The 12,787-nt window shown below is 54.5% G+C and carries 14 protein-coding genes; 5 read left to right on the forward strand and 9 right to left on the reverse strand.

The genetic code is table 11. The annotated features are described in order from the left end of the window. Nucleotide 1 precedes the first annotated feature (1 nt). The 4 genes from cyoE to DS878_RS01575 all read right to left on the reverse strand — a co-directional run bounded on the left by cyoE (nt 2) and on the right by DS878_RS01575 (nt 3,446). Complete coding sequence (gene cyoE / locus DS878_RS01560) at nt 2–922, reverse strand: heme o synthase (protein ID WP_113814175.1); 921 nt, start codon at nt 920–922, stop codon at nt 2–4. Then, on the reverse strand, nt 919–2,019 hold the full coding sequence (locus DS878_RS01565) for a COX15/CtaA family protein (protein ID WP_113814176.1): 1,101 nt from the start codon (nt 2,017–2,019) through the stop codon (nt 919–921). Before DS878_RS01565 ends, cyoE begins: the two co-directional genes overlap by 4 nt. Nucleotides 2,020–2,083: 64 nt before the next feature. Beyond that, nucleotides 2,084–2,731: a hypothetical protein gene (locus DS878_RS01570; protein ID WP_410003442.1), complete on the reverse strand. Its 648-nt coding sequence runs from the start codon at nt 2,729–2,731 to the stop codon at nt 2,084–2,086. Next, the gene (locus tag DS878_RS01575; protein ID WP_261977544.1) at nt 2,712–3,446 is read right to left on the reverse strand and encodes an SURF1 family protein; all 735 of its coding nucleotides are present in this window, start codon (nt 3,444–3,446) and stop codon (nt 2,712–2,714) included. Before DS878_RS01575 ends, DS878_RS01570 begins: the two co-directional genes overlap by 20 nt. A gap of 57 nt (nt 3,447–3,503) precedes the next feature. On the opposite strand from DS878_RS01575, the gene DS878_RS01580 reads away from it, so the two are divergent. Beyond that, nucleotides 3,504–3,707, forward strand: coding sequence for a twin transmembrane helix small protein (locus DS878_RS01580; RefSeq protein ID WP_113814177.1), 204 nt, complete (start codon nt 3,504–3,506; stop codon nt 3,705–3,707). 18 nt (nt 3,708–3,725) lie between these two features. On the opposite strand, the gene DS878_RS01585 is transcribed toward DS878_RS01580, so the two are convergent. The 4 genes from DS878_RS01585 to coxB are packed head-to-tail and all read right to left on the reverse strand — an operon-like array spanning nt 3,726 to nt 7,999. Continuing rightward, nucleotides 3,726–4,613 carry a cytochrome c oxidase subunit 3 gene (locus DS878_RS01585; protein ID WP_113814307.1) on the reverse strand — a complete coding sequence of 296 codons (888 nt, stop codon included), beginning with the start codon at nt 4,611–4,613 and terminating at the stop codon, nt 3,726–3,728. A 16-nt stretch (nt 4,614–4,629) separates the two neighbouring features. Further along, nucleotides 4,630–5,220 carry a cytochrome c oxidase assembly protein gene (locus DS878_RS01590; RefSeq protein ID WP_113814178.1) on the reverse strand — a complete coding sequence of 197 codons (591 nt, stop codon included), beginning with the start codon at nt 5,218–5,220 and terminating at the stop codon, nt 4,630–4,632. Between the two features lie 13 nt (nt 5,221–5,233). Beyond that, nucleotides 5,234–6,817, reverse strand: a complete 1,584-nt coding sequence (gene ctaD / locus DS878_RS01595) for a cytochrome c oxidase subunit I (protein WP_113814179.1) — start codon at nt 6,815–6,817, stop codon at nt 5,234–5,236. 57 nt (nt 6,818–6,874) lie between these two features. Then, nucleotides 6,875–7,999: a cytochrome c oxidase subunit II gene (gene coxB / locus DS878_RS01600; protein WP_113814180.1), complete on the reverse strand. Its 1,125-nt coding sequence runs from the start codon at nt 7,997–7,999 to the stop codon at nt 6,875–6,877. Nucleotides 8,000–8,208: 209 nt separating this feature from the next. Between coxB and DS878_RS01605 the strand changes: the two genes are divergently transcribed. The 4 genes from DS878_RS01605 (at nt 8,209) to DS878_RS01620 (ending at nt 12,096) form a co-directional block, all read left to right on the forward strand. Next, nucleotides 8,209–9,537: an MATE family efflux transporter gene (locus DS878_RS01605; RefSeq protein ID WP_113814181.1), complete on the forward strand. Its 1,329-nt coding sequence runs from the start codon at nt 8,209–8,211 to the stop codon at nt 9,535–9,537. A gap of 190 nt (nt 9,538–9,727) precedes the next feature. Next, nucleotides 9,728–10,378, forward strand: a complete 651-nt coding sequence (locus DS878_RS01610) for a hypothetical protein (RefSeq protein ID WP_113814182.1) — start codon at nt 9,728–9,730, stop codon at nt 10,376–10,378. A gap of 50 nt (nt 10,379–10,428) precedes the next feature. Next, complete coding sequence (locus tag DS878_RS01615) at nt 10,429–10,659, forward strand: DUF1653 domain-containing protein (protein WP_113814183.1); 231 nt, start codon at nt 10,429–10,431, stop codon at nt 10,657–10,659. Between the two features lie 114 nt (nt 10,660–10,773). Next, nucleotides 10,774–12,096 (forward strand): Na+/H+ antiporter family protein, encoded by a 1,323-nt coding sequence (locus tag DS878_RS01620; RefSeq protein WP_113814184.1) that lies wholly within the window; start codon nt 10,774–10,776, stop codon nt 12,094–12,096. Nucleotides 12,097–12,522: 426 nt separating this feature from the next. On the opposite strand, the gene DS878_RS01625 is transcribed toward DS878_RS01620, so the two are convergent. Next, entirely contained in the window at nt 12,523–12,777 is a 255-nt protein-coding gene (locus DS878_RS01625; RefSeq protein WP_113814308.1) for a YheV family putative zinc ribbon protein, read from the reverse strand. Nucleotides 12,778–12,787 lie beyond the last annotated feature (10 nt).

Raw genomic sequence — 12,787 nt, forward strand, 5'->3', positions numbered from 1 at the left:
GTCAGAAAAACACAAAGTGATCCACAAGAAGTACCACAAACAGAGCCATCAGGTAAGTGATGGAGTATTTGAAGGTGTTCAGTGCAACTCGCCGGTCATCGCCCTTGATCAGACGCACAGCATAGTGCAGAAAGCGTAAGCCTAATACGAGGGCCCCGGCCAGGTAAATCCAGCCGGACATACCTGTGACAAATGGTAGCAGGCTGACAGCCAGCAACATGAGGGTATAAAGCAGTATGTGCAGTTCAGTGTATTTATTGCCGTGAGTAACGGGCAGCATGGGGATGCCGGCCTTCGCATATTCCTCTTTGCGATGAATAGCCAGCGCCCAGAAGTGGGGTGGTGTCCAGGCGAAAATGATCAGAACCAGAAGCAGTGCATGGCCGTCGACCTGCCCTGTAACTGCCGTCCAGCCCAACAGGGGTGGCATTGCCCCTGCGAGACCACCAATCGTTATGTTCTGGGGAGTCGCCCGTTTCAGGAACAGGGTGTAAACACCTGCATAACCCACCAGAGAAGCCAGGGTGAGCCAGGCTGTCAGGTGGTTCACCTGCCACATCAGCAAGATCATACCAATACAGGCCAGCAGTACTGCAAATACGATAGCCTCTACCGGGGAAATCCTGCCTGTGGCAACCGGGCGTTTGCGGGTGCGGGCCATAACTGTATCAATTTTCTGGTCGACCACATGATTGACCACGGCGGCTGCACCGGCAAGCAGGGCAATGCCCAGGTTGCCGTATATCACTACAGTCCAGCCAGGTAACCCCGGGGTAGCCAGCAACATTCCTATAACCGATGTCAGGATCATCAACGCCACGACACGGGGTTTGGTCAGTTCCAGATAATCCCTCCAGGAAATCGATCGGGTGGATTGAATGGAAACCCCTTGAGCCGGCAGTACGTTCACTTGTTCACTCATGCCGTAATCTCCTGATTCATTGTTTTTGTATGTATCGCTGTTTCACTCTTTAGCTCCGGAGACACATGGGACAACTGATAGTGTCGCCAGGTCAGATAAATCACCGACAGCAGCAACCCGGCGCCCATGGCGTTATGGGCAACAGCAACGGGAAGGGGAATGAAAAGCAGAACGTTGGCAATCCCCAGGCTGATCTGGGCCACCAGAGCCGCTGCAACCAGCAGGACAGGGCCGCGCAGATCCCGGCCTGTGGCCTGACGCCAGAGCAAAACCAGCAGAACGGAAAAATATGCCAGAACCACCAGGGCACCCGCCCTGTGAGTTACGTGAATCGCTACCCGTCCATCCGCGTTAAGCTGCCCTCCAAGATAGTTAGGGCCGACATGCTGGGTAATATCAAAACCGTGTTGGAAATCCATGCCTTCCGGCCACCACTGCCCCTGGCATGTTGGCAGATCGGTACAGGCGACAGCTGCATAATTTGCAGCCGTCCAGGCACCCAGAGCAATCTGCATGATGATCAGTAAAAGCCCCCCGGCGAGCCATGGGCGAAAGCTCGCTATACCGTATGTTGGCGCCGGCCTGTTCGCAGAAGCAGGTGTTTCCGGGATAACCCCAGCCTGATGAGCCGCAAACTTCCGAAGACGAAGCAGCAGCAGGGTAAGCAGGCTCAGTGTGGTGAAACCACCCAACAAGTGAAGAGCAACGACCTGGGGCCAGAGCTTCAGAGTGACTGTCCACATACCGAAGGCCCCCTGCAGCAGAATAAATCCTGCAATGAACAGAGGTAGCCTGAAAGGCATACCGCTTCGGCGCTGTCGCACCGCGCTGGCAGCCAGTCCGAACACCACCAGCCCCAGCGTACCGGCTGCGTAGCGATGGATCATTTCCGGCCAGCCCTTGGCCACATCCACGGGCGTATCCGGAAACCGGGCATTGGCGATGGCGATGCTCGCCTCGCTCTGGGGCACGGTGATGAATCCGTAACAACCCGGCCAGTCAGGGCAACCCAGTCCAGCATGAACCAGGCGGGTCCATGCGCCCAGCATGATCACCACAACGGCAAGAAGCACTGCGAATGTCGCCCAGTTAACCATGGCTCTTGCTTTTGGCGGACGTGCGGCGGTCGGATGATGCAAGGTGACTCCTCCAGGCTGAACCTCAGCCCACCTGCGATAATTTGAGCAGGTGTTTCAGGTCCTTGAGCATATCCTTGCCAGAATGTTCCGGGCCATAGTGCATCATCACATTCCCGAAAGGATCAATCAGCATGATGCGCGGTTCTTTTTCGGGAGTGATACCAGCGGGCCAGGCCGGGGTTGTACCCGGCGCAGGTACCAGACGTTCCATTAACCGGTATTCCGTAGGCCAGCGCGCAGCCAGGTCGCCGGAAATACCACCCAGCACAGCCGCTCGGGATACACGGTTGGCGTTTTTGCCCAGTGCAATGTTCACTTGCCGCGACAGATAGAGCAGCTCTTCACAAATGCTGTCACACTCGCCAGCTGCAACCACAAGCAGCCATTGCGGATCCGTACTTGCATTGAAGCGCCTGGCCAGAGGCTCCCCCGAGAGCGTCTCCAGGCCGAGATCTGCCACCGGCACCGGTGGCGTGATCAGAACGCCCTGATTGGTGTGTCCCGCAGGGTTCAGCCAGCCTGTGTAGAACATCACTGTGGCCAGAATCATCGGTCCGAAGCCAAGGGAAAACAGCAGCATCGCTGTGCGACGGCCTCTGCGTACCTGTTCTGGAGAAGGGCCTTCTGCCTCTTCCTGCTGTGGTATCCGGTTAGCCATTGTCATTGTCATTATTGGCTCCTGTCTTTCGATAACTCGCTACTACACTCAATATAGTCAGCACCATGGCAAGCGCAAACCATTGTGCCGCATATCCGTAATGTGTCTGTGGCCCCATCAGATCTGGCGCCCAGTCAGCACGATAGGCTCCGGGCTGCTTATTGTCCTGAAGCCTGATGATAGCGCCTGGCAGAGTTGGTACTTCAACTCTTGCTACCGGACCGGAAAGCATCTGAACCCGCCGGGGCCAACCGCCTGCCGCTAATGACTTGTCCGATAAAACGGGAGGTTGCGGGTACTCACTTATCCGGCCGGTCAGGCTGAACATACCCTCGGGAGGGGTCACATCCGGCAGTTCGTTTCTCGTCCTTGGCGCCCCGACCCAGCCTCTGTTGACCACAACCGGAGGCCCCTGAAGCGGATAAAACACCGTAAGCACCTCGTAACCGGCAATTCCATCGCGGGTCCGGTTATCCAATAACCAGCTTCGATCACCATAAAGCCCGGTTACCGTTACCGGCCGGCCGTTTTCCAGGCCATTCGCAACCAACTCCGGCCAGTCCAGGTTCTGAGCCTCCTGTCTCCATTGCTCCAGTATCACCTGCTTTTGTCCGGCCCGATTCAGTTGCCAGATCCCGAGGCCCACCAACAACGGCAGGAAAGCGCCGGTAAAAATCATCAGGCGCCAGTTAATGCGCCATTTCCGGGGGTTTTTCTTTGCCGTCATCATGGTCTGCTATAGTGAATCTGGCAGCAGTCAGAACAAAAACCAGAGAGACTCTTTATGCTCAAAGCCCTCATCATCTTCCTCATGCTTGCCGTTATCGTCAGCCTTTTCAGTGGTCTGTTCTTTCTCCTCAAAGATGGCGGCAAAACCAATCGTGTGGTGAACTCCCTCGCGGTCCGGGTAACGCTTAGCGTTCTGCTGCTGGCGGTTATTCTTTTGTCGCTGTGGCAAGGGAGCCTGACACTGCATCCGACTCCCTGATAAGAGCTTCCGGTCACCTCAGATGACATACACGAACACAAACAGACCTAGCCAGACCACGTCTACAAAGTGCCAGTACCAGGAAGTTGCCTCAAACCCGAAATGGTTATCCGATGAGAAGTGCCCTTTGTGAATGCGGATCAGCATGATGGTCAGCATCAGCGTACCCAGCATTACGTGCGCACCGTGAAACCCGGTGAGCATGAAAAAAGTACTGCCGTAGATACCGGACTGAAGTGTCAGATTGAGATCCTGATAGGCGTGCACATACTCTTCTGCCTGTAAAAGCAGGAATGCAAGAGCCAGGACAATGGTAGCCCCCAGCCAGATTTTCACTTTCTTCCGGTTATCCGCTTTAAGCGCGTGGTGAGCTACGGTTACGGTAAATGATGAAGTGACCAGCAATATGGTATTTATCAGCGGCAAACCCCAGGCTCCGATGACAGATTTCGGTGCGGGAAAGGCTTCCGGGTCCGGGTTGTTGATCAATGGCCAGGTTGCCTGAAAGCCCTCCCAAAGCATGTTGGAACTGCCTCTGTCGCCTTCACCTCCGAGCCAGGGCACGACAAACACACGCGCGTAGAAAAGTGCTCCGAAAAAGGCCGCAAAAAACATGATCTCCGAGAAGATAAACCAGCTCATCCCCCAGCGGAATGAGCGGTCCATCTGCGGGCTGTACAGGCCGGACCGACTTTCTCTGATCACGCTGCCAAACCAGCCAAACAACATATAAATCATGATTGCCATGCCGACGGCAAAAATCATCCAGTCGCCACCGGTACTTCCGCCCTGGTTGCTGGCGACCATAATTGAGGCGACACCGTAAAGGGTCACCCCGAGGCCGACGGTAGCAACAATAGGCCATTTGCTCTGTTCAGGAACGTAATAGGTCTGAAAGTCCGCCATAGCAATCTCCGATGGCTTATCCATTATCGATTGTTGTTGTTTTGAAAACCGCAGCCTGTGGTTCGCCCTGGTCATACAGCGTATAGGACAGCGTCAGCTTGGTAATGTGGCTGGGCAGATCCCGGTCCACGATAAAAACCAGTGGCATTTCTGTGTTCTCACCGGCTGCTAACGGTTGCTGGTTGAAGCAGAAGCACTCTGTTTTATGGAAATACAAGGTCCCTTCAGATGGCGACAAGCTGGGCACCGCCTGCCCGACCATATCCCTGCCGGTAGGATTCTCGGCGTAAAAACTTACGGTAATTGCCTCTCCCGGGTGCACATCCACACTTCGGGATACCGGACGGAAAACCCAGGGCATGTCCGGCCCGTTCTGGGCCAGAAACTGTACTTTGACCGTGCGCTTCATATCGGCAACCGCAACATCTGAGGACACATACCGGCCGCTGGTTTTGCCATTAATACCGGTGATGTCACAAAACACATCGTACAAAGGCACCATCGCAAAACCGAAGGCAAACATGCCGGCCACGCTGGCAAGACACCAGCCTACAACCCGCGCATTGCTGCGCTGGGTGGCGGGAGCGGCAACCGTTTGCTCAACCATTGAATCCAGCCTCCTACTTCACAACCGGTGGCGTAGAAAAGGTGTGGTAGGGCGCCGGCGAAGGAACCGTCCATTCAAGCCCCTCTGCACCTTCCCATGGCTTGGCAGGAGCTTTCTCTCCACCTCTCACACACTTCACAACGATCAGAAGGAACAATAACTGGGTAGACCCGAACATGAAGGCCCCCACACTCGACACCATATTGAAATCAGCAAACTGCAGGGCGTAGTCCGGAATGCGGCGGGGCATCCCGGCAAGACCCAGGAAATGCATCGGGAAGAAGGCCAGGTTCATGCCGATAAACGACAGCCAGAAATGGGTTTTGGCCAGTGTTTCGTCATACATGTGGCCGGTCCACTTGGGCAACCAGAAATATGCCGAAGCGAAGATGCCGAATATGGCGCCAGGCACCAATACATAGTGGAAGTGTGCAACCACGAAATAGGTGTCGTGGTACTGGAAGTCTGCCGGGGCAATCGCCAGCATCAGGCCTGAGAATCCGCCAATCGTAAAGAGGATCACAAAGGCGATGGCAAACAGCATGGGAGTCTCGAACGAGAGAGAGCCCCTGAACATGGTGGCTACCCAGTTAAATACCTTCACCCCTGTCGGAACGGCAATCAGCAAGGTGGCATACATGAAGAACAGCTGCCCGGCGACGGGTACGCCTACCGTGAACATATGGTGCGCCCACACCAGGAAGGATAGCAGCGCAATCGCACCTACCGCGTATACCATAGATGCATAACCAAACAGCTTCTTCCGCGAAAATGCCGGGATAATATGTGATATAGCCCCAAATGCCGGCAAAATCATGATGTATACCTCCGGATGCCCGAAGAACCAGAACACATGCTGGAACAGAACCGGATCACCACCACCGGCCGCGTTGAAGAAGCTGGTTCCAAAGTTGATATCCATCAGCATCATGGTGACCACACCTGCGAGTACTGGCATCACTGCAATTAGCAGGAACGCAGTAATCAGCCAGGTCCATACAAACATGGGCATTTTCATCATGGTCATGCCGGGCGCGCGCATGTTCAGTATGGTGGCGATCACGTTAATGGCCCCCATGATCGAGGACACACCCATAATGTGGATGGCAAAAATAAAGAAGGTTGTGCTCGGTGGCCCGTAGGTAGTGGAAAGTGGCGCGTAAAATGTCCAGCCGAAGTTAGGGGCTCCGCCTTCCATGAACAGGGTTGAAACCAGTATAAGGAATGCACAGGGCAGCAACCAGAAACTCCAGTTGTTCATCCGCGGCAGGGCCATGTCCGGCGCACCGATCATCAGCGGCACCATCCAGTTTGCCAACCCGACAAATGCCGGCATGACAGCGCCAAACACCATTATCAGGCCATGCATGGTGGTCATCTGGTTGAAAAATTCCGGCTGGACAATCTGTAAGCCTGGCTGGAAGAGTTCAGCCCGTATAACCATTGCCATGGTTCCACCCAGAAGGAACATGGTAAAACTGAATATCAGGTACATGGTCCCGATATCCTTATGATTAGTCGTCAGCAGCCAGCGACTGATGCCGCTCGCCGGGCCATGATGATGTTCCTGGGCGTGGGTATCTGCAACCGCACTCATTAAAACCCCCGTTACCGCCTGTTATTGTGGCTGGTGATAGCTGTTATCTGGCGTTGATTACTGTGCGTTCTTGTAATCGAAGATTTCTTTCGGCGTGACCATGTCGCCAACCTTGTTACCCCAGGCGTTACGCTCGTAAGTAATGATGGCCGCAAGGTCTGCTTCATTCAGCTGGCCGCCGAAGGCCTGCATCGCCGTGCCCGGTTTACCGTTCACCACGATGTCGATGTGCGCGGCTATATCTCCGGTAGCAACAGCGCTGCCCCTGAGTGCCGGAAAAGCCGGTGGCACACCGCTGCCGTCAGCCTGATGACAGGCCGCACAGGCAGTCGCATAGGCTTTTTCACCCCGTTCCAACAATTCTTCCATGGTCCAGTCTTTCTGGGTCAGCTCACGTTCTTTCTCCGCCATGGCTATCTGTTGGTTGACCCAGGTGTTGTAATCTTCTTCTGACACAGCTTTCACCACCACCGGCATAAACCCATGGTCTTTCCCGCATAACTCGGTGCACTGGCCACGGTAGGTGCCCGGCTTGTCCACACGGGTCCAGGCTTCGTTGATAAAGCCAGGGATAGCATCTTTCTTGACGCCAAAATCCGGCACCCACCAGGAGTGGATGACGTCGTTTGCGGTCAGCAGGAAGCGGATTTTTTTACCCACCGGAATAACCATGGGGTTATCCACCTCCAGCAGGTAGTTTTCTCCCTTGGCCTGCCTGTTACTAATCTGATCTGAAGGTGTTGCCAGGTTGGAAAAATAGCCAAAATCTTCATTTATGTATTCGTACTGCCACTTCCACTGATAACCAGTCACCTTGATATCTATATCTGACTCGGTGGTATCGTACATATCGATCAGGGTTGCAGTGGCAGGAATCGCCATGATGACGAGAATCACAAGCGGTATAAGCGTCCATAGGATCTCAACCAGGGTATTCTCGTGAAAATTTGCAGGTTTTGCGCCCTGGGACTTGCGGTGGGCGAAGATAGACCAGAACATAATCCCGAATACCACCACGCCAATGGCGACGCATATCCAGAAAATGGTCATATGAAGGTCGAAAATATCGTTACTGGTACCGGTTACCCCCGGAGTCATGTTTACCGTCCAGTCCGCTACTGACAGAGCGGGGAACGACAGACCACCGAACAGGGCACCTGCCCGCTGAGCGTGCACACGCATACTGTGTCTCCACAGAGTATTATTCTTGTCGGATTTTGCGTTATCCCTCTGACTTTTTTTCCGGTGCTCTCGCATTCACCGGTAACATCAGAGTGAAAGCCTGCTTATTAGATACCTCAAAACCGAGTATAGACACGGATCAAGAAAACACTAAAAAAACGGCTAAACCTAAAACCACTAACTCAGCACTTTTAAGAAGCAGATCGAATATGGCATTCAGGTTGTCTGTAACAGACCGGCGTTTGTGGGCTCTCGCATGGCCTCTTATGCTCACAAATCTCACGGTTCCATTGCTCGGGCTGGTGGACACGGCCGTACTCGGGCACCTGCAAAGCCCGGAATATCTGGGGGCGGTAGCTGTTGGTGCCAACCTGTTCAGCATCCTGTACTGGACTTTCGGTTTTATGCGCATGGGCACAACGGGCCTCGCAGCCCAGGCCTGGGGCAAACGTGACAGCTTCAGCCAGGTTGCTTTACTACTGCGCTCTGTGATGCTGGCGGTCGGCATCGGATTGCTGCTCATTCTGTGCCATCAGCCCCTGATCCGGACCGGGCTGGCACTGATGAACCCCAGCCCCGGCGTTACCGGACTGGCCGGCGAGTATGCAGCCATCAGAATCTGGAGTGCCCCGGCAGTGCTTTGTCAGTACACACTGGTGGGCTGGCTGATAGGTACCCAGTTTGCACGCGGCCCGATGATCATGCTCATTGTCGCCAATGGCCTGAATATCGTACTGGATATACTTTTTGTGACGGTTCTGGGCTGGAACAGCAGGGGAGTTGCCATCGCCACTGTGATTGCAGAGTATGGCGCCGCAATCATCGGGTTCGTTATTGTGCTGAGCCGGATGCCCGAAGGACAAAAACTCACCAGGGAGTTGTTCGGACAGCTTGCGGACTATCTGGCAATTCTCCAGGTTAACCGCTACATCATGGTGCGCACCATTGCTCTGTTGCTCGTACTGGCCTTTTTCACGGCTCAGGGGGCTCGTCAGGGCGACACCATACTGGCAGCCAATGCGGTGCTGATCACATTTCTGCTGCTTATTTCCAACGCCCTTGACGGCTTTGCCAACGCCGCTGAAGCGTTGATCGGCGAGGCTGTTGGCAGGAACAGCCGGCGCAGGTTCTTTGTGGTATTCCGCTGCGCACTGCGCTGGTCTCTGTGGGGCTCTCTGTTGCTGACTCTTGTGTTCGTTTTTGGTGGCCGCAGCATGATCGCCATGCTGACGGGTATCGAGGGTGTGCGCATTGCAGCCTGGCAATATCTGCCCTGGCTCTGGCTACTACCCATCGCATCTGTCTGGGGCTTTTTGTTCGATGGCGTGTTCATTGGTGCCACCCGCACCCGCGATATGCAGAACACCATGTTATTCTCCGCACTTGGCGTTTTTGCACCCGTATGGTGGTTAACCACAGGCTGGGGTAATCATGGGCTATGGTTTTCTCTCATCTGCCTGATGCTCGCCCGTGCTGCAAGTATGGGCTGGCTGTGCTGGTCACATACCCGCAATGATCGATGGTTCCGTGGCCGCTGACCCGGGCACAACCATTAACAATATCTGACAATCAGGAAATCCCGGCTCACGAAATCTCGTCTACACTTGTCAGAAACGGCGGGCGCTTCGTGGTAGCAACTAACCTCAGCATGGCCCGCCAGCTTATCTACAGCCCGTTACAGGAGGCGCCTTGCGACCTCAACTCGTTCAGACAACGGCATGTTCTCAAATGACGCCACAGGCAGTCCTGGAGATCATTGATCACGCGCGGCGCAAAGAGGCCCGCTCAGGAACTTTTTTGCGGCAGCTGCATGATAAGGCAGCTGCACTGCCTTCTGCTGTCACTATTGAGGGCTACAAGCCGGCCAACTGCCTGTTCCAGTTTGCCATCGAATACATTGAAATGGCTCCCAGGCTGATTGAATGCGTGGATGCATGCGCCCGCGCGGCAGGAACTGCCCATTTGTTTGATCCGTTTGTTAAAGCGGCCATTGGGTACTTCACCGAACCTTCGGCATTGCTGGTGCGCTATGCGGGGCTGGATGGTCTACTGATCCAGGCTTACCTCTGTCACCGGCTTATGGAAGACATGCACGAAAACAATCGTTCCATCAGAACCGGAGGGCTTGTCGATATAGAAGCAACTCGTGCTAACCTTCTGGTCCATGAGCTTATTGGCGAACCTTTCGCTAACGAACTGGATGACTCAATCACCGTAACCGTACTGCAGATTGCCGGTACACCCGACTATTACGAGCTGAACCTGGATCCCTTCGTAAAACAGGTAAATAACGACGCCTGGAACTGGATGCGTCATTACTGGGAAAACCTCCTGATCCGGAACCATATCCGGCTTTCCCTGGGCTCTCGCCGGGCCTGACGCAGTTGCAGAATACGCAAGGTGCCATCAAAGAACCGCAGAGAACCCCTATGACCGAACACAAAACCGATATACGCCCCGGCCGCTACCGGCACTACAAAGGCAAGGATTACGAAGTAATCGATATTGCCCGTCACAGCGAAACCGAAGAAAAGCTCGTGGTCTATCGTTGCCTGTACGGTGATAACAGTCTGTGGGTTCGCCCCCTGAGCATGTTCCGTGAAACCGTAAACGTTGCCGGGGAACAGGTGCCCCGGTTTGCCAGGATTGATAAAACCTGAGCATTGCACTGCCCTTTGACTAACCCGGCCAATTACTGCAAATTACCGCGCGTTCAAGATCTCTGCCTTCACAAGAAGGCGGAATAACCCATCTCGTTTTACCCGGAGTTTTCCATGAATGCCGTTGTTGCAGCGGTGCTGATCATGCTCGTACTGAGCCTGGCCCGCATCCACGTTGTTGTTGCTCTTATCGTAGGTGCCATCTCCGGCGGCCTGATTGCCGGAATGTCCCTGGAAGCCACCATTGCCGCCTTCAATAACGGCCTTGGAGGCGGTGCCACCGTGGCACTGTCGTATGCGACTCTCGGCGCCTTCGCTGTCGCTATCGGAAAGTCCGGGCTGGCTCACGCACTGGCGGACAAGACCCTCGCCATGGTCGGGCAACAGGAAAACAGTGCAGCGGCAACAGGCGTACGTTACATGATCATTGGTGTGCTGGTACTGATCGCCCTGTCGTCGCAGAACATTCTGCCCATTCACATCGCGTTTATCCCGCTGGTCGTTCCGCCCATGCTGTACGTGATGGCCAAACTGAAAATGGACCGCCGGCTTGTAGCCTGCACACTCACCTTTGGGCTGATCACTCCTTACATGTTCCTGCCTATTGGTTTCGGAAGCATTTACCTGAACGAAATCCTGATGGCCAAAATCAGTGCCAATGGTGGTGAAACAGAGGGCCTGAGCGTAATGCAGGCCATGGCCCTGCCTGCTCTGGGAATGCTATGTGGGTTGCTGGTCGCTGTATTTTTCACTTACCGGGGAGAGCGAGAATATGACCTGGATGCCATTACCCGTACCGAACGCGTAAATGTGTCTTACAGCCCTCGCACACTGGTTATGGCTCTTGCCGCCATTGTCGTCGCCTTCGTGGTGCAACTCTGGCTCGGTTCAATGATCCTCGGTGCTCTGGCAGGCTTCCTGCTGTTCAATCTTTCCGGCGTGGTGAAATGGAAAGAAGCTGATGACCTGTTCACAGAAGGCATGAAAATGCTGGCCATGATCGGCTTCATCATGATCGCTGCATCGGGTTTTGCGGAAGTCATGCGGGAAACCGGCGAAATCGCAACACTGGTTCAAAGCTCCGTCGACATGATCGGCAGCAACAAACCGCTGGCGGCGCTGCTGATGCTTGCGGTAGGCCTGATGATCACAATGGGGATCGGCTCATCCTTCTCGACAATCCCAATAATTGCCGCCCTGTATGTGCCTCTGGCACTGGAAATGGGCTTCAGCTCTCTTGCCATTGTTGCTCTGGTGGGCACTGCCGGCGCTCTGGGTGATGCCGGCTCCCCGGCCTCCGATTCCACTCTCGGCCCCACCGCCGGCCTCAACGTTGACGGACAGCACAACCACATCTGGGATTCCGTGGTGCCCACGTTCCTGCACTACAACCTGCCGTTGCTCGGGTTTGGGTGGTTGGCGGCTATGGTTCTTTGAGTTTGGAGTTTGCCTTCGTTTCGTAGCCTGCAGGTTTAGGGGATGCGAAGCCACGGGGGTACTTTCTTCTGGAAAAAAGCAACTCGCTGCGCTCAGACATCTTTTTTCCGCCAGAAAGTACCCCCGCACCCTCGCGTTAAACAATACAGATATCGTAAGGGAAAGACGGGGAGGACGAGTGTTCTCTGAATCACTGTATTGGCGGTCAGCAGCTGACACTGAAAACTTGGAACCAAGCCGAACTGAACCGAACTTCCTGATCTTTTAAACGAGTTACCCATGCAGTGAGAACAAGAGGGTGTGGGGAGATGTTTTTCTGCCGGGAAAAAAATGTCTGAGCGCAGCGAGTTGTTTTTTCCCGGCAGAAAAATATATCGCCGCGACCTCTTACTCCCCTCAAGTCACAGGCTACGATCTCAAAAAACCCTAGTCCTCAGAAGACCCAGCCTTAAAAAAAACAACCTGCTTAACCGTATGGTCATCCTCATTGCCGCGCTTGTTAACCCGGGTCTCCAACTCAGGCTCTGCAGGCTTTTCGGCATCCGATACCGCATCGGTAAAACCGCAAGCCACACACTCGCGAATCTGCTCACCGGCATCATCGGTAAACACCCGGATCTTGTCCATCTCCGCACAGCGTGGGCAAACCGCACCGGCTATAAAACGTTTAGGGCTCACCATAAAGTAACTC

Source organism: Marinobacter sp. F3R11, from assembly GCF_003318275.1.
GTDB lineage: Bacteria > Pseudomonadota > Gammaproteobacteria > Pseudomonadales > Oleiphilaceae > Marinobacter.